Raw genomic sequence first — 15,632 nt, 5'->3', positions numbered from 1 at the left:
GGCTCAGTCCTCCAGTGCCAGCAGGCAGTGGGTCAGGGCGCGGACCGCGTGTTTTTTCACGGTGTTGACCGAAACCTGCAGGCGGCGGCCGATCTCCACATAGCTCAGGCCGTCGAGCTGGGCCAGCAGGAAGATCTCTCGGGTGCGCCCGCCCAGGCCGTCGAGCAGGGTGTCGATGCGCACCAGGGTCTCGATGATCAAGGCCCGGGTTTCCGGCGAGATATCCACCGGCTCGGGCAGCGCCATCAACGCTTCGAGGTAGGCCTGCTCCAGGCCTCGGCGGCGGAACATGTCGATCATCAGGCTGCGTGCGACGGTGCTCAGGTAGGCCCGCGGCTCGCGCAACTCCGGCGCCTTGCGCTGGGTCATGACGCGCACGAACGTGTCCTGGGCCAGGTCGGCGGCGTTCTCCACGCAGCCAAGCTTCTTGCGCAGCCAGCCGCACAGCCATGAATGGTGCTCCTGGTAAAGCGTGTGCACGGCGTGTTGCTGCGAGAGATCGGGGGGCGACATGGGCGGGACCATTGCGGAGGCATTTGATAATGCATCTCATTTTCTTGCAGGTGCAATGGTTTGGCAAGATTCAACCGCGCCCGTTGCACGATTGCAGCGAGCGCCAGGGGGAGGCGGGAAGGTTTAGCTGCGGGAGCGGTCCAGCCATTCCACCGAGCTGCGCCACAGGCAGATACCCAGGAAGTACGCCGACATCGCCAGCCACACCACCATCACCGCCGGGCTTTCATCCGGGTGGCGCAGTACCAGCAGCAGGCTGCACAACAGCCAGATAAAGGTCACGGCGATATTGATCGGCATAAAGCGCCGCACGCGGAACGGGTGCAGGAACTTCATTCGCGACAACGTCAGCAGGGCCAGGCCGATGATGCTCAGCAGCGTCAGCCAGGCCGGTGGGGCGATGATGTACAGGCACAGCGCGACCACGTTCCAGGCGGCGGGGAAGCCCTGGAAGTAGTTGTCCTTGCTTTTCATGTTGACGTTGCAGAAGCAGAACAGTGACGACACCAGGATCAGCGAGGTGGCCAGCAGCGGCGTGTAGTCGGGCAGGGCGATGTAGCGGTAGATAAACAGCGCGGGGATAAACACATAGGTCAGGTAGTCGATCACCAGGTCCAGTACCGAACCGTCGATATTGGGCAGCACCGACTGGGTGTTGACCTTGCGCGCCAGCGAGCCGTCGACCCCGTCCACCAGCAGCGCCACGCCCAGCCAGATCAGGCAGGCTTTGGGCTGGTTGTCGAACAGCGCGAGGGTGGCGAGAAAGGCCGTTACCACGCCGGTCGCGGTGAACCCATGGGCGCCCCATGCTTTGAGCCTGGCGATGTGTAGAGTCGATATCACGGGAGGTTCTCCAGGAAGTAGTGCAGGCCAACGATCCTCGTCGACAAGGTCGCCACGGCCCAGGCCAGGGTGCAACTATCGACCGGACATTGGACGATAAGGTTCAGCGCAGTTTAGTGAGAAATCGCCGTGCGCGGTGAACGACTTTTGATAGGCCAAAGCCGCGCATCCCATTCCCTCGTGGCGAGGGCCTGCCCGAATCTCCGTTGCCGCTGCCGAAGGCTAGGGCCGCGTTCGGACGCTGGCCCTCACCGACGCCCGGTACATCCGATAAAACACGGCGCCCATACCGGCCAGCGCAGCCTTGTGCCTCGGCAGCGGCTACCGGACGTTGTGGTGGCCTCGGGTTTGGCCTGCAACGCCTGAAGAATGGTGCGCGCAGCCTTGACCCGTTCGGCGTTGGGGTAGTTTTTATTGGCCAGTATCACGATGCCGATGTGCTGCCCGGGAACGAAGGCCGCGTAGGCCCCGAAACCGTTGGTGGAACCGGTTTTGTTGAGCAGCATCTGTGCCTGGGGTGCTTGCACCGGGTTCAACCATTTGACGGCGTGGGGTTGCAAGGCCATCGCTGATGAATTGCCTTCCACCAGCTTCTGCTCGCTGATCGGGTAGGCGTACATCTCCCAGCCCAGGCCCTGGGTCATGTCAGCGACCCGGTAGTAGCCGCTGTGGGTGAGGGCGATCGCCTGCTGCAACGCCGGTTCCAGTGGTTCGGGTTGCAGGTTGCTCTGGACGAAGCTCAGCAGATCGCTGGAGCTGGTCTTCATGCCGTAGGCTTCGGCGTCCAGCGGGCCGGCGCCGACCCGGATCGGCTGGTTGGCCTGGGTGTAGCCCTGGGCGTACAGGTGCTGCTGGTCCTGCGGAACCTGGAGGTAGCTGTGCTTGAGCCCGAGCTTGGGCAGCAGGGTATTGCTCATCAGGGTCTCGAACGGCTGGCCCAGGCTGCGTGCCGCCAGGTAGCCGAACAGGCCGATGCTCGGGTTGGAATACAGGCGCTGGCTGCCGGGGGGATAGGTCGGTTTCCAGGTGTTGTAGTAGTCCAGGGTTTGCTCGGCGCTTTTGACGTCGTCCGGGAACTGCAACGGCAGGCCGCCGGCACTGTAGGTCGCCAGTTGCAACAGGCTGATGTGCTCCAGCGCGCTACCGCGCAACGCCGGCAGGTATTGGCTGGCGGCGTCGCTCAGGGTCAGTTTGCCAGTGGCCTGGGCGTAGGCGCCGAGTGTTGCGGTGAAGGTCTTGCTCAGGGAGCCGATCTCGAACAGGGTGCTGTTGCTCACCGCCTGCCGGTTCTCCCTGGAGGCCACGCCGTAATTGAAGTAGTGGGCCTGGCCGTCGATGCTGATGGCGACTGCCATGCCAGGGATGTCCTGGGCCTGCATCACCGGTTTGATCGTGGCATCGACCAAGGCCTTGAGCTGATGCGCGTCGGGGGCGGCGGCCAGGCAGTGGCCAGTGCCCAGCAGGGCGACGCAGGTGCCGAGGGCGGCCAGGGTGATTCGGGTTTTTTCGCCCATGATTGCTGTTTTTCCGTGATGTTCGAGGGGTTGGCCGCAAAGCGCGCCAGGCCCCTGTGGCGGGTCGGGCGACGAGCATAACCTGCACCGTCCCTGGGCAACACCCTGCAGCCGCCATGCTCCGTGGCCGTCAGTCGCCCTGCGCCACCTCGTTGCGCACCGCACCGGCGCGTGGCTGAGGGGCAACGACGGGGGTCGGCTGGGCCTTGCGCCAGGTCAGCAGCACAATGCCGCCGACCACGATGGCGCCGCCCAGGATCTGCCCGGCATTGAGCATCTGGTCCAGCACCAGCCAGCCCATCAGCAAGGTGGCCAGGGGTTCGATGTTCATCACCGGGGCATTGCGCGGCATGTCCAGGCGCGGCACCGACATGAACAGCACGATAAAACCGGTGCCATACAGCACCACCAGGGTCGCCAGTGCCAGCCAGCCGGTGCTGCTTTGCGGCAGGTCGAGGCCGCCTGGCAGGGCGCCGCTGAGGCCGGCCAGGTTGACGCTGCTGAACACCACCAGGATCGTCAGCAGGCTGCGCACCGAGCCGCGCACCTGGGACAGCCGGTGATCGGTGATCCACAGCGCGCAGGCAAAGACGCTGGCGGCGCAGAACGCCAGGCCCACCCCCAGCAGCCATTGCGGGCCGACCTCGGTGCTGGCCGCCAGGCGCCCCGGCACGTCGAGCACCAGCACCAGCCCCACCAGGATCATCGCCATCAGCGCCGCCGTGCGTGCGGTAGGGCGCGGGCCGCCGAGGGCCCAGGTGAGCAGCGCCAGCAGGATCGGGAAGACGTTGGCCACCAGCAGCGCCAGGGCCACCGGCACCCGTGCCACCGCCGAATACAGGCACAGGCTCTGGGCCGCGATCAGCAGCCCCAGCAGCAATTGCCAGCGCCAGGCGCCTGGGGCCAGGCGAATGCTCTGGCGCTGCCACAGCACCAGGCCGGCCAGCACCAGCAAGGTCCCGCCCGAGCGCAGTAGAATCGCCAGCAGCACCCCGGCCCCATCGTCAAAGGCGACCCGCGCCGCCACATGGTTGCCGGCGAAGGCACAGCCCATGCACAGCAGGATCAGCACCGCGAGTGGACGGGAAAAGGCGACGGGAGCAGCAGGCGAGGCAGTGGGCAGGGACATGGCAGTGAGTCTCGAACGCGGGGAGCCGGGTCAGGGCTGAAGCCGGACGGAGTGGTTTTTTATTATGTTGTCGTACAACTTGGCTTGGGCTTTGTACCGCAATCGTCCAGGGGAGACAACCCTGTAGTCGCCAAGGGATTGCAATGCGGGGGGAGTAAGGAGGTGTTCGGGAGGACGTCTCGGGCGACCGCTGTCGTGCAAATCAGTCATGAGGTCGTATGACTGACTCTCGACCACGGCGACTCCATAAACGGTCGGGCCTGGATCAAACGCCGGCGCCGGATAGCACCGGCGCCTTAGTGCTTGTTGCCTGGACGAGCCTTGCCCTGGCCGCGCACGTACAGCGAGTCGGCGAGCTTCTGCCGGTCTTCCAGGCTGAGGCTGCCGGCAAAGTCGGCGAGGGCGGTTTCGACCCGGGCCCGCAGCGCGCTGTCGGCTTCCCGAGCGCGTCCCAGGTCGGCGTCCAGGGCATTGCGGTCGAGGGTCGGTTGCTGCAGGCGCTCGACCACATCCAGCCGCGCCTGGCGCCCGGCCAGGAGCAACGGTTGGCTGTCGATGCGGGTCTGGCGCAGCAATTGGCGCAGTTGCTGGCGGCTGACATCCGGCAGTTGCACCAGGGCCTTGCGCAGGCCGTGCTGGGGCTCCGCCACGGCCAGGGGTTGCGCCCGGTTGTGCCCCAGCCATTGGTAGAGGCCACCGGCCAGGCCGCCCACCAGGAATACGTTGAGCAGCAGCGACACCACCAGCAGGGTTTTCAGGGGCTTGTTGGGCTGGGTCACTGTTCGATCTCCTCGGCTGGGGTACTCAGAATGATCTCGGCATCGCTCTGTTCGAAGATGCTCGGCAGGGCTTCGGGCGAGCTGTGCAATGGCAGGCTCAGGGACACCACCAGCATCCCGGCGCCGATCCCCGCCAGGCCGACCCCGACAAATCCCGCCGGCGACAGCCAGCCTGCATAGCGCTGCCAGAACGAGCGCGGTCGAGGCCGGGGCGCACTGGCCGCGATCTGGTGGGCCAGGCCCGCAGGGGAGGGCGCCAGTTGATGGCTGTCGAGCCACTGGTCGAGCTCGCGGGCCTGGCGCAAGGCGTCCTGCATCGGGCCCGCGCCGCTGGCAAGCAGGGCCTGGGCTGCGGCTTGTTCGGCGACGGGCCAGCGTCGCAAGTCGGCACCGTAGGCGTCGGCTAAGTGACCAAAGCGTTCGGGCGTCATGGTTTTCCCCTTCCTAGGTCGGCAGTACCGGATGGTTCGGCAAGGTAGCTGCGCAGGTTGCGCCGGGCCCGCGAGAGCAGGCTTTCCAGGGCATCGACGCTGATGTTCATCAGCGCCGCGGCCTCAATGTTCGAAAGCTCCTGGTAGTACTGCAGCACGATGGCTTCGCGCTGGCGCTCGGGTAGCGCAGCCAGGGCCGCTTCCATTTGCGTGCTGCGGGCGCTGGCCTCCAGTTGCTCCTCGGGGCGCGGCGCCGGGTCGATCACTTCGAGCAGTTCGTCGGCGTCGGCCCAGGGCCGTTCCTTGCGCCGCCGCAGGTGGTCGTAGCACAGGTTCAAGGCCACCCGGTGCAGCCAGGTGTCGAAACGTGCCTGGCCGGCGCGCCAGCTGGCGGCGTGTTTCCAGATCCGTAGAAAGCTTTCCTGGGCCACGTCCCGGGCTTCATCGGCGTCACCCAGCAGGCGCCCGGCCAGGGCCAGCAGGCGCGGCAGCTTGCGCGACACCATTTCATCGACAGCCTGGGGTTCGTTGTTGCCGATGCGGGTCAACAACTCGATGTCCGGATCAGGTTCGTTCAAATCGGCGGTTCTCGGTGCGTTGGCCGGGTAGCAGGGGCTGGCGCGGGGCACGGGGGCCAGGCGCCGGTCACAGGCTCAGCGCACCCAATGGCCTTCTTTCCAGTACCAGTTCGGCCCGCGCGCCTGCCAGTGGCCGGGTATCCAGCGCGCGCCGCGCATCGGCTGCCAATAGCCGGGAGCCCAGACATAACCGCGACCGCTCCAGCGCCAATGCCCGCGATCCCAGGCGTAGCCGGGGCGTGGCCCGGGCATGCGCTCGTACTGCATGGGCGGCGGCGCCTGGCGAATGATGACCTCGGTCTGGGCATAGGACGGGGCACTCGCCAGGGCCATGAGTGCCAGCGGAATCAGCAAGGCATGGCGTAACGCAAGCAGGGGGCGGGCAAGCTTCATGGCAACTCCTTCAGGCCTGCGTTCGCCAATGAACGCAGCTGATGGGTTGAACGATAGATAGGGAAAAGATCCGTCGCGAGCCACGCTGTTTTTTTTCACCAAGCCGCCCATTGCATGGCGGGCCCTCGGCGGCAGGAAAAATCTCGGCAGTGGCCGACGGATCCCGGGCACTGCCCCCGTTCAAGGGTTACCAGGGCAGAGAGCGTTGTTGCCGTTCCTGGCTTGCTGCACGGCTACCGCCATTGAACCCATGAGGAATTTTCCATGTCCCGCTGTCTTAAATTGCTCGCCTGTGTCGCGGTGCTGTTGACCCTCAACGGCTGCGTCTTCTACGGCCACCCTCATCCATGCTGCTGGCGTTATGGGTATGGCTACCACCGTTGAGAGAAGGAACAGCACCTGTAGCCGAGCCTGGCGGCAGAGGCTACAGGCGGAAGCCGAACGCTGTAGCCGCTGCCGCCAGGCTGCGGTTACACGGCGCTGCGGCTGTTTTGGCCGTCGATCAGGCGGTTGAGGTGCAAGGGGTTGGCGTTTTGCAGGGCTTCGGGGAGCAGGGCGTCGGGGCAGTTCTGGTAGCACACCGGGCGCAGGAAGCGCTCGATGGCCAGGCTGCCGACCGAGGTTCCGCGGGCATCCGAGGTGGCCGGGTAAGGGCCGCCATGGACCATCGCATCACAGACTTCGACCCCGGTCGGGTAGCCGTTGAATAGCACCCGGCCGACCTTCTGTTCCAGCAGCGCCAGCAGCTCGCCATGGCCTTGCAACTCATCGGCCTCGCCAATCAGGGTCGCCGTCAGTTGCCCGTGCAGGGCCTGCAAGGCCTGTTGCAGTTGCGCCATGTCCGCCACTTCCACCAGCACCGTGGCCGGGCCGAACACCTCTTCCTGCAACAACGGGTCACCCTCCAGCAACAGGCTGACATCGGCCTTGAACAACTGCGGCTGCGCCTGTGGCCCCTGTTGCTCACGCCCGGACAGGTGCTGGATGCGCGGATGCTCATGCAGCGCTGCCACGCCTTTGGCGTAACTGGCCAGGGTTCCGGCGTTGAGCATGGTCTGCGCCGGCTGTTCCCCCAGCAACGCCGCGAGGCGTTCGCTGAATGCGCTGAACTGCGCGCTGCGCAGGCCCAGCACCAACCCCGGGTTGGTACAGAACTGACCACAGCCCTGGACCACTGAAGCCGTCAGTTCGGCGGCGATTTTCTCACCGCGCACCCGCAACGCTTCCGGCAGTACCAGTACCGGGTTGATGCTGCTCATCTCGGCAAACACCGGGATCGGCTGCGGCCGGGCGGCGGCCATGTCGCACAGGGCCCTTCCACCCTTGAGCGAACCGGTAAAGCCCACGGCCTGGATCGCCGGGTGCTTGACCAGGGCCTCGCCGACCCCGGCGCCATAGATCATGTTGAACACCCCCGGCGGCATGCCGGTCTGTTCGGCGGCGCGCAGTATCGCATCGGCCACCCACTCGGCCGTGGCCATATGGCCGCTGTGGGCCTTGAACACCACCGGGCAGCCCGCGGCGAGCGCGGCAGCGGTATCGCCGCCGGCGGTGGAGAAGGCGAGGGGGAAGTTGCTGGCGCCAAACACCGCCACCGGGCCGACGCCCATGCGGCATTGGCGCAGGTCGACCCGGGGCAGCGGCTGGCGTTCGGGCAGGGCGCGGTCGATCCGCGCGGCGTAAAAATCACCCCGGCGCAGCACTTCGGCAAACAGCCGCATCTGGCCGCTGGTGCGCCCGCGCTCGCCCTGGATCCGCCCGGCCGGCAGCGCGGTTTCGCGACCCACCAGGGCCACGAAATCATCGCCAAGGGCATCCAGTTGCTCGGCGATGGCGTCCAGAAATTGCGCTCTGCGGCTGGCCGCCAGGCTGCGAAATGCCGGGTAGGCCGCCGCTGCGGCGCGAGCGGCGGCATCGACTTCGGCCTCGGTGGCCTGGGTAAAGCGGTAGGGCAGGGCTTCGCCACTGCTGGCGTCATGGCTGTGCAGGGTGCGGTTGCCGGCGGCGCTGCGGGCGCCGCCGATGTAGTTGTGGCCGATGATCTGGGTCATGCAAGGCTCCTTGAGTGGTGGGTTCATGGCTCAGGCCAGCGAATTACCCCGGCCCGGGGCGGTTTGCGCAGCATCGTGGGCGGCAACCCGCACGGCCGCTTCGGCATCCACTTGATGCAGCGACTTGCCCCGGGTCTCGCGGGTCAGGCCGACGGCGACGATGGAGATCAGCGCGGCGCCCACCAGGTACCAGGCGATGGGTGTGGAGCTGTGGTACTTGTTCAGCAGGGTGATGGCGATCAGCGGCGCCAGGGAGCCGGCGAAGATCGGCGCCACCTGGTAGCACAGCGACAACGCGGTGTAGCGCACGTGGGTCGGGAACAGCTCGGCCATCAGCGCCGAGTAGGGCGCATAGGTCATGGACTCGATGGCCAGGCCCAGGGTGATGGCGGCCATGATCAGCCAGTTGTTGCCGGTGTCCATCATCGGAAAGCCGACAAAGCCCCAGAACGCGGTGAGCACGGCACCGGTCAGGTACACCGGTTTGCGCCCCACCAGATCCGACAGGTAGCCCATCAGCGGGATCATGAAAAAGTGCAGCAGGTGCGCGCCGAACATCAGCAGCAGGATCTCGGTGGTGTCCTTGTGCACCACCAGCTTGAGGTAGGTGATGGAGAAGGTGACCACGGTGTAATACAGGATGTTTTCCGCAAAGCGCGCGCCAATCCCCACCAGCACCGACCGCCAGTGGTGGCGCAGGACTTCGACCACCCCCAGCTGCTGGACCTTGTTTTTGGCCTGGCGGGCCTGGGTTTCCTTGAAGATTGGCGCGTCATCGACACTGGTGCGGATCCAGTAGCCGATCAGCACCACCACCGCCGAGAACCAGAACGCCACGCGCCAGCCCCAGGACAGGAACTGTTCTTCGGACAGGTTCGACGACAGCAGCAACAGCGCCACGGTGGCCACCAGGTTGCCGGCCGGAACCCCGGCCTGGGGCCAACTGGCCCAGAAGCCGCGACGGTTGTCCGGACAGTGTTCGGAGACCAGCAGAATCGCGCCGCCCCATTCACCGCCAAAGGCGAAGCCCTGGATCAGCCGCAGCAGCACCAGCAACACTGGCGCGGCGTAGCCGATGCTGTCGAAACCGGGCAGGCAGCCCATGAGGAAGGTGGTGATGCCGACCACCACCAAACTCAGTTGCAGCAGGCGCTTGCGGCCGAATTTGTCACCGTAGTGACCGAACACCAGGCCGCCCAGGGGGCGTGCAAGAAAGCCCACGGCGTAGAGGGCGAAGGCGGCGATGATGCCGTCGATGGGGCTGTCGGTCTGGCGGAAGAACAACTGGCCGAAGACCAGGGCCGAGGCGGTGCCATACAGGAAGAATTCATACCATTCGGCGACTGTACCGGCCATGGCGGCGGCCACGACCCGTTTCAGGCCCGATGGAGTGGTGTGGTTCGAGGAAGCGGGGGAGGCTGGAAGAGTGGACATGCTGGCGTTTCCTGTGGGGGGCGCAGTAACGGGCAAGCCGGGCCGGGCCGTATAGGCCGGCCCGGCACCCACTCAGAGACCGACGTCCGGCAGATGCGGACGGTTGGCCAGGGCCTTGGCCATGATGCGCTCGACGAACTCGCGATCGGCTTGCGGCAAGGCCAGGCGTGGCGGACGGGTCAGGGCGCTGCCGCGACCGGCGATGGCTTCACACAGTTTGATGCACTGCACCAGGTCCGGGCGGGCATCGAGGTGCAGGATCGGCATCAGCCATTCGTAGATCGGCATGGCTTCTTCGTAACGGCCGGCCTTGGCCAGGCGGAAGATGGTTTCGCCTTCCTTGGGGAACACGTTGGACATGCCCGAGACCCAGCCCTCGGCACCCACCGCCAGGCTTTCCAGGACCACGTCGTCGAGGCCGGCGAACAGCACGAAGCGGTCGCCGACTTCATTGCGCACGTCGATAAAACGCCGGGTGTCGCCGGAAGAATCCTTGAAGCACACCACGTTGTCGCAGTCGGCCAGGGAAATCAGGATGTCCGGGGTCACGTCGTTTTTGTAGATCGGCGGGTTGTTGTAGACCATCAGTGGCACGTCGGCATTCTTGGCCACGTAGCGGTAGTGCTCGGCGGTCTCGAATGGCTTGGAGCCGTAGACCAGGGCCGGCATCAGCATCACCCCGTCCACCCCGACCTTGCGCACGGCGTTGGCCACCTTGGCCGCCTGCACGCTGGTGAATTCGGCCACGCCGCAGATCACCGGGACCCGGCCGCGGGAGGCATCCACCGCGACTTCGGTCACGGCGATTTTTTCTTCGGCGGTCAGCGAGGTGTTTTCGCCCACCGAACCACACACCACCAGGCCCGAGACGCCGTCGCGGATCACGTTGGAAATCACCTGGTGGGTTTTCTCCAGGTTGATGGAGAAGTCGTCATTGAATTGAGTGGTCACCGCGGGGAAAACGCCACTCCAGTTGATGCGCTTGCTCATAGTAGTCTCCGGTTGTTAATTGTATTTCGTATACGATATTTGAAAGACCTAAGGTCGGCCAGCAGTATTTTGCAAATGGCCCGTGATTTCGGGCTTTATCGCGTTAAATCAAAGGGTTGGAAATCAGGCGCCGGGCCAGGTGTCCGACAACCGGTAGCCTTCAGGCCACGGATCGCTGGGGTCGAGCAGCAATTGATGGGTGCCGGTGATCCAGGCGCGCCCGGAAATGCACGGGTAAATGGCCGGGTGCCCGGCCACTTCGGTCAGGGAATCGATGCGGCAATGGAACTCGGAACCGAGGATCGAGCGCCCGATAAAGCGCTCGCCCACCTGCATCAAGCCCTTGGCCTGGAGCACCGCCATGCGTGCCGAACAACCGGTGCCGGTGGGGGAGCGGTCGATCTTGCCGGGTTGGATCACCACCGCGTTGGCGCCGGTGGCCACGCCGTTCTCATGGACGATGGGCGCGGCGATCTGGCAGAACGAAATATGCGACCACTCAGGGTTCAGCGGGTGCACAAAACCCAGTTGTTCGTTGGCCGCGCGGGTGATTTTCAGGCCGATCTCCACCAGCTCCCGGGCCTCGTCCGGGCGGATGGCAAAGCCCAGGCGTTTGGCATCGGCGATCACAAAGCTGTCGCCGCCATAGGCCGTGTCGACCTGCAGCGAACCCAGGCCCTCGACCTCGATCCAGGCGTCCAGACGGTCGGCGAACGACGGCACGTTTTTCACCTCCACCCGCTGCACCTTGCCATCGCGGCACTCGGCCACGACTTCGATCAAGCCGCCGGGGGCTTCGAGCACCAGGTGCGTCTGCGGTTCGGTCATCGGCAGGATGCCGCTGTCGAGCAGCACCGTGGCCACGCACAGCGAGTTGGAGCCGGACATCGGCGGAGTGTCGGCCGGCTCCATGATGATCCAGCCCATCTGCGCCCGTGGGTCCTTGGCCGGCACCAGCAGGTTGACGTGGCGGAACACACCGCCTCGCGGCTCGTTGAGCACGAAGTTGCGCAGGGTCTGGTCCTGGGCGATCCAGCGCGATTGCTCCCACACCGTGGCCCCCGGGGGCGGTGCGACGCCGCCGACGATCACATCGCCGACTTCGCCTTCGGCGTGGCAGCTGACCACATGAATGACTTTCGATGAACGCATTGCCTGCTCCTACTTGACCGATTTGAGGAAGGCCGCCGTTTCCGGCTGCTGGGGGTTGCCGATGACCTGGTCGGGGGAACCGATTTCATGCACCAGGCCATTGCGGAAGAACGCCACGCGGTCGGACACATCGCGGGCGAAGCGGATTTCGTGGGTCACCAGGACCATGGTCATGCCGTCTTCGGCGAGCATGCGCATGGTGTCCAGCACCTCGCCCACCAGTTGCGGGTCGAGGGCCGAGGTGGCTTCGTCGAACAGCATGTAGTCCGGCGACATGGCCAGGGCCCGGGCGATCGCCATGCGTTGCTGCTGGCCGCCGGACAGCTTGCCGGGGAAGGTCTTGAGCTTGTCTCCCAGGCCGACATGGGTCAGTTGCTGGACCGCCAGCGCCTCGGCTTCCTGACGGCTTTTGCCGAGCACCTTGCGCGGGGCGAGCATGACGTTCTCCAGCACCGTCAGGTGGGGGAAGGCGTTCCATTGCTGGAACACGATGCCGATGCGCTGACGCAGGCGATTGAGGTCGGTGGCGCGGTTATGCACCTCGACCCCGTCGACGCGGATGCTGCCTTTCTGGATCGGCTCCAGGCCGTTGATGCACATCAACAGGGTCGACTTGCCGGAGCCGGAGCCACCGATGATCGACACCACTTCGCCTTTTTGCACGGTCAGGCTCACGCCCTTGACCACTTCGAGGTCGCCGAAGGATTTGTATACGTTGTCGATCTCAATCATTTTCTTGCCACCTTCTTTCCAGACGAGCGCCCAGGCGAGCGACCACCAGGCTCATGACGTAGTAGATAAGGCCCGCGATGCACAGCACCAGCAGCGGTTCCTGAATGCGGGTGACGATGGTTTGCGAGGCGCGCAGCAGCTCGACGATGCCGATCCACATCACCAGCGCGGTGTCTTTCATCACGCTCAGGACCAGGTTCAGCCAGCCGGGGAAGGCCACGCGCGAGGCCATCGGCAACACGATCCAGCGCAGGTCCTGCAAGTAACTCAGGCCCAGGGAGCGACTGGCGCGGCGCACCGTCAACGGCACCGCGAGCACGCCGCTGCGCACGATCTCGGTGAAGTACGCGGCGGCGTAGATCCCGAGCACGATGCAGCCGACGCTGAAGGCGCTGATGTTGAGGCCGACAATGCTTTTGAACGAGTTGAACAGGACGAACTGGATCAACAGCGGCACGCTGCGAAACACGTCCAGGACCCAGGCCAGGGGCAGGCTGGCGCGCGGCAGCAGGGCCCGTAGCAAACCGAAAAACAGCCCGGCGACCGAGCCGAGGATGATGGCCCAGAAGGTCAGTTGCACCGTGACCCAGGCCCCGCTGAGCAGGAACAGCACATCGTTGCTGGTAAGACTGGTGGAAAACATGGATGCGCCCTCAGTAACGGAACAGGCGCCAGGCCAACAGCCGGGCTACCGCGACGATCAGCTTGGAAATCAGGTAATAGAGCACCGCCGCGATGGCGAAGTACTCGAAGGTGCGGAACGTCTTGACGTTGTAGTCCTGGGTCACGCCGGTGAGGTCGTTGTTGAGCCCGACGATCACCCCCAGCGAGGTCATCAGTACCGCCCACACCATCTGGTTGGTCAGGGGGTAGAACACCACCCTCAGCAACTGCGGGACGATGATCATGCGGTAGGTCTGGAACGCGCTCATGCCCAGGGAGCGTGCCGCGCGGACCTGGGTCGTGGGCACGGCCTTGAGCCCGCCGCGAAAGTTCTCGGCCAGGTAGCCGGCATTGTTGAACGTGATCCCGGCCAGCAGGGCGAACCAGGAACTGACGTGCAGCCCGAGGGAGCCGAGGCCGAAATACAGGATGTAGATCTGGAACAGCGACGGCGTGTTGCGGGCGATCGACACCCAGGCGTTGCCGATGCCGCGCAGCACCGGCTGCCGGGCTTCACGCATCACCGTCAGGGCCAGGGCGATCAGCACGCCGAAGATCATCGACAGCGCGGCGGTCTCGAAGGTCACCAGGGCACCGGCCAGCATGTCGGGCAGGGCCCGTAGCGCCGAGCGCCATTGGAAGGTGTAGTCAAACATGCGCGGGGCTCTCCAGGGGGGCGACGGGTTCGAGCCAGGCCGGCAGGCGGCCGCTGGCGTTACCGGTGCAGGCGCTGTCGACACAGTCGGCCAGGCTCGCGAAATGCACCGGGCGGCCTACCAGCCCGGGGGCGTAGTGGGCGTATTTGCCGGAGTTGGTCATCAGAATGCGGGCGCCGGGCGGGATCACCGGTTCGCCAAGCATGCACCAGCAGGTGTCGGTGATCAGGGTCGCGCCAAATGCCTCCAGCGCTGCGATGTCCCCGGCGGCGCGGGCCTGTTCCAGCACAGCCCGGCCGCAGGTGATCGCCAGCACCACCCCGGGGTGTTTATGCCGGCCCTGGCACAGCCGGGCCAGGGTGGCGAACTCGCTGGCGGAAAAGTGCGGGTTGCCCAGGGACACCACGTCCACCTGGGGATTCCTGGCGCTGTTGAGCTCGGCCCAACTGGCGCGCAGGTCGGCGAGCTGGATGCGCTCCACCGGCAGTGCCACGCCCGGTTCCAGCACCTGGGCCGGGTCCAGCGCCTCGGGGGTGACCCCGGCGATATGGAACAGTGGCGCCGCCGACGTGGTGGCAAAGGCGGCGCCGAAAGCCTTGAGGTCGTCGAGACTGGGCTGCGCCCGTTCCAGCCCCAGCACCAGGGGGATGCGGCTGCCGGCCAGGTTGCCGATGTGGTAACCCAGCAGCGGGTAGAAGGCGTCGTCGAGGGCGGCCAATGGCGGCAGCTCGATCTGCAGGCGGGCCTTGCGCTGAGCGTCCAGGTGGCAGCCGACCAGGGGCGCGCGGCCGCTGAGGGCAATGCAGATGTCCAGGTAATCCGGGTATTTCAGGGTGCGTGCGCCGAGCACGCTGTTGGCGTACACCACGGCGTTGGATTCGGCCCAGACAATCTGTTCGCCGGCCTTGGGGGCGCTGTCCAGCAGGTAGGGCGCGCAGGTGAAACTCAGTTGCGCGCCCATGGCCATATAGGCATCGCCCAGGGCACTGGCGGGTTCGCCGAGGGCGGCGTCGATGCCCAGTTCGCGCCAGCGGCGCTGGTCCACGGAAATCGAATTGAGGGTGGTCGGGACTCGCACCTGGGCGCCCCATTGCACCAGTTGTTCGGCGAACCGCAGGCTGGCCGGCCCGGTATAGATGCAACCGTCGATATGGGCCTGGGTCACATCCACCAGGCTGCGCGCGCCTTGCAGCTCGGCCATGCGCAGCACGATCTGCATCGCCACCTGGGCGGCCTTGCCGTGGGTGCCGGCGAGCAGCGCCTGGTCATGGGCGGTGAGTGTGATCGAGGTTGGCCGGGTGTCGGGTTGCGGGCTGTCGCGGTACGGGGCCAGGGCCGGCGGTGCTTGCGCGAACAGGCTCAGCGCATCGCCTTCAACCCGGGCGAACGCGCTGCCGCGCAAGGTGGCGAAGGCCTCCCGGCCGATGCACAGCACCGGCAGGGAACGCTGGAAAATGGTCTGTGCCACCAGCACGCCCAGGGTCAGGATCTCATCGGCCTCGGCCAGCACCAGGGCGGCCGGTGCATGGCCATTGCTGATCAGCTCCATCAGCACGCTGCTGCCGGTGCACGAGCCGCGGCCGCTGGGGATGGCCAGCACCCGGCCGGCCAGGCACTCGCCGCTCAAGGGGTGATGCCGGTCGATGACTTCGCCGCTGACCGGGTCGACCCCGCCCCAGAAGCTCAGCCCGACTTCGGCGAACAGCAGGGGGCCTTGGGCGGCCCCCGCTACCAGACTGCGACCGCTCAGGGCAGTGGGCGTGCTGGGCATGCC

At 65.9% G+C, this 15,632-nt stretch carries 15 protein-coding genes and 1 pseudogene; all 16 read right to left on the bottom strand.

All coding sequences use genetic code 11. The features are described 5' to 3' along the window. Window positions 1–3: 3 nt before the first annotated feature. Window positions 4–513: a sigma-70 family RNA polymerase sigma factor gene (locus JFU57_RS29860; protein ID WP_020296863.1), complete on the bottom strand. Its 510-nt coding sequence runs from the start codon at window positions 511–513 to the stop codon at window positions 4–6. Window positions 514–636: 123 nt separating this feature from the next. Beyond that, window positions 637–1,356 carry a phosphatidylcholine synthase gene (gene pcsA, locus JFU57_RS29855; RefSeq protein WP_078473360.1) on the bottom strand — a complete coding sequence of 240 codons (720 nt, stop codon included), beginning with the start codon at window positions 1,354–1,356 and terminating at the stop codon, window positions 637–639. A 356-nt stretch (window positions 1,357–1,712) separates the two neighbouring features. Beyond that, window positions 1,713–2,870, bottom strand: a pseudogene (gene ampC / locus JFU57_RS29850) (class C beta-lactamase); the annotation flags it as partial. A 130-nt stretch (window positions 2,871–3,000) separates the two neighbouring features. Beyond that, a complete protein-coding gene (locus JFU57_RS29845) occupies window positions 3,001–3,999 on the bottom strand; it encodes an EamA family transporter (RefSeq protein ID WP_201131743.1) in 999 nt (332 codons plus the stop codon). Between the two features lie 296 nt (window positions 4,000–4,295). Further along, window positions 4,296–4,778, bottom strand: a complete 483-nt coding sequence (locus JFU57_RS29840) for a periplasmic heavy metal sensor (RefSeq protein ID WP_201131742.1) — start codon at window positions 4,776–4,778, stop codon at window positions 4,296–4,298. Next, entirely contained in the window at window positions 4,775–5,209 is a 435-nt protein-coding gene (locus JFU57_RS29835; protein ID WP_201131741.1) for a hypothetical protein, read from the bottom strand. The genes JFU57_RS29840 and JFU57_RS29835 overlap by 4 nt, the downstream gene beginning before the upstream one ends. Then, window positions 5,206–5,787, bottom strand: a complete 582-nt coding sequence (locus tag JFU57_RS29830; protein WP_201131740.1) for an RNA polymerase sigma factor — start codon at window positions 5,785–5,787, stop codon at window positions 5,206–5,208. Before JFU57_RS29830 ends, JFU57_RS29835 begins: the two co-directional genes overlap by 4 nt. Before the next feature lie 75 nt (window positions 5,788–5,862). Next, a complete protein-coding gene (locus JFU57_RS29825) occupies window positions 5,863–6,180 on the bottom strand; it encodes a YXWGXW repeat-containing protein (protein ID WP_201131739.1) in 318 nt (105 codons plus the stop codon). A gap of 470 nt (window positions 6,181–6,650) precedes the next feature. Further along, a complete protein-coding gene (locus JFU57_RS29820; protein WP_078473353.1) occupies window positions 6,651–8,231 on the bottom strand; it encodes an aldehyde dehydrogenase (NADP(+)) in 1,581 nt (526 codons plus the stop codon). Window positions 8,232–8,261: 30 nt separating this feature from the next. Then, window positions 8,262–9,665: a fosfomycin efflux MFS transporter AbaF gene (gene abaF / locus JFU57_RS29815; RefSeq protein ID WP_201131738.1), complete on the bottom strand. Its 1,404-nt coding sequence runs from the start codon at window positions 9,663–9,665 to the stop codon at window positions 8,262–8,264. A gap of 72 nt (window positions 9,666–9,737) precedes the next feature. Then, a complete protein-coding gene (locus tag JFU57_RS29810; protein WP_020296191.1) occupies window positions 9,738–10,655 on the bottom strand; it encodes a dihydrodipicolinate synthase family protein in 918 nt (305 codons plus the stop codon). 123 nt (window positions 10,656–10,778) lie between these two features. Beyond that, window positions 10,779–11,807, bottom strand: coding sequence for a trans-3-hydroxy-L-proline dehydratase (locus JFU57_RS29805; RefSeq protein ID WP_201131737.1), 1,029 nt, complete (start codon window positions 11,805–11,807; stop codon window positions 10,779–10,781). A 9-nt stretch (window positions 11,808–11,816) separates the two neighbouring features. Further along, window positions 11,817–12,539 (bottom strand): amino acid ABC transporter ATP-binding protein, encoded by a 723-nt coding sequence (locus tag JFU57_RS29800; RefSeq protein ID WP_078473350.1) that lies wholly within the window; start codon window positions 12,537–12,539, stop codon window positions 11,817–11,819. Beyond that, entirely contained in the window at window positions 12,532–13,182 is a 651-nt protein-coding gene (locus JFU57_RS29795; protein WP_020296188.1) for an amino acid ABC transporter permease, read from the bottom strand. Before JFU57_RS29795 ends, JFU57_RS29800 begins: the two co-directional genes overlap by 8 nt. A 10-nt stretch (window positions 13,183–13,192) precedes the next feature. Next, window positions 13,193–13,858 (bottom strand): amino acid ABC transporter permease, encoded by a 666-nt coding sequence (locus JFU57_RS29790; RefSeq protein ID WP_020296187.1) that lies wholly within the window; start codon window positions 13,856–13,858, stop codon window positions 13,193–13,195. Beyond that, a complete protein-coding gene (gene lhpI, locus JFU57_RS29785; RefSeq protein WP_201131736.1) occupies window positions 13,851–15,629 on the bottom strand; it encodes a cis-3-hydroxy-L-proline dehydratase in 1,779 nt (592 codons plus the stop codon). The genes JFU57_RS29790 and lhpI overlap by 8 nt, the downstream gene beginning before the upstream one ends. Window positions 15,630–15,632: the final 3 nt, after the last annotated feature.

Origin of the sequence: Pseudomonas sp. TH07, assembly GCF_016651285.1 — a bacterium.
Lineage (GTDB): Bacteria > Pseudomonadota > Gammaproteobacteria > Pseudomonadales > Pseudomonadaceae > Aquipseudomonas.
Note: the sequence above shows the minus strand (reverse complement) of the source record. Positions and strands in the feature narration are given on the sequence as shown.

Bases quoted from the DNA above. Each gene is read 5' to 3' on its own strand.
- JFU57_RS29860 (WP_020296863.1), bottom strand. From the start codon at position 513: ATGTCGCCCCCCGATCTCTCGCAGCAACACGCCGTGCACACGCTTTAC.
- JFU57_RS29845 (WP_201131743.1), bottom strand. From the start codon at position 3,999: ATGTCCCTGCCCACTGCCTCGCCTGCTGCTCCCGTCGCCTTTTCCCGT.
- JFU57_RS29835 (WP_201131741.1), bottom strand. From the start codon at position 5,209: ATGACGCCCGAACGCTTTGGTCACTTAGCCGACGCCTACGGTGCCGAC.
- JFU57_RS29825 (WP_201131739.1), bottom strand. From the start codon at position 6,180: ATGAAGCTTGCCCGCCCCCTGCTTGCGTTACGCCATGCCTTGCTGATT.
- JFU57_RS29820 (WP_078473353.1), bottom strand. From the start codon at position 8,231: ATGACCCAGATCATCGGCCACAACTACATCGGCGGCGCCCGCAGCGCC.
- abaF (WP_201131738.1), bottom strand. From the start codon at position 9,665: ATGTCCACTCTTCCAGCCTCCCCCGCTTCCTCGAACCACACCACTCCA.
- JFU57_RS29810 (WP_020296191.1), bottom strand. From the start codon at position 10,655: ATGAGCAAGCGCATCAACTGGAGTGGCGTTTTCCCCGCGGTGACCACT.
- JFU57_RS29805 (WP_201131737.1), bottom strand. From the start codon at position 11,807: ATGCGTTCATCGAAAGTCATTCATGTGGTCAGCTGCCACGCCGAAGGC.
- JFU57_RS29800 (WP_078473350.1), bottom strand. From the start codon at position 12,539: ATGATTGAGATCGACAACGTATACAAATCCTTCGGCGACCTCGAAGTG.
- JFU57_RS29795 (WP_020296188.1), bottom strand. From the start codon at position 13,182: ATGTTTTCCACCAGTCTTACCAGCAACGATGTGCTGTTCCTGCTCAGC.
- JFU57_RS29790 (WP_020296187.1), bottom strand. From the start codon at position 13,858: ATGTTTGACTACACCTTCCAATGGCGCTCGGCGCTACGGGCCCTGCCC.
- lhpI (WP_201131736.1), bottom strand. From the start codon at position 15,629: ATGCCCAGCACGCCCACTGCCCTGAGCGGTCGCAGTCTGGTAGCGGGG.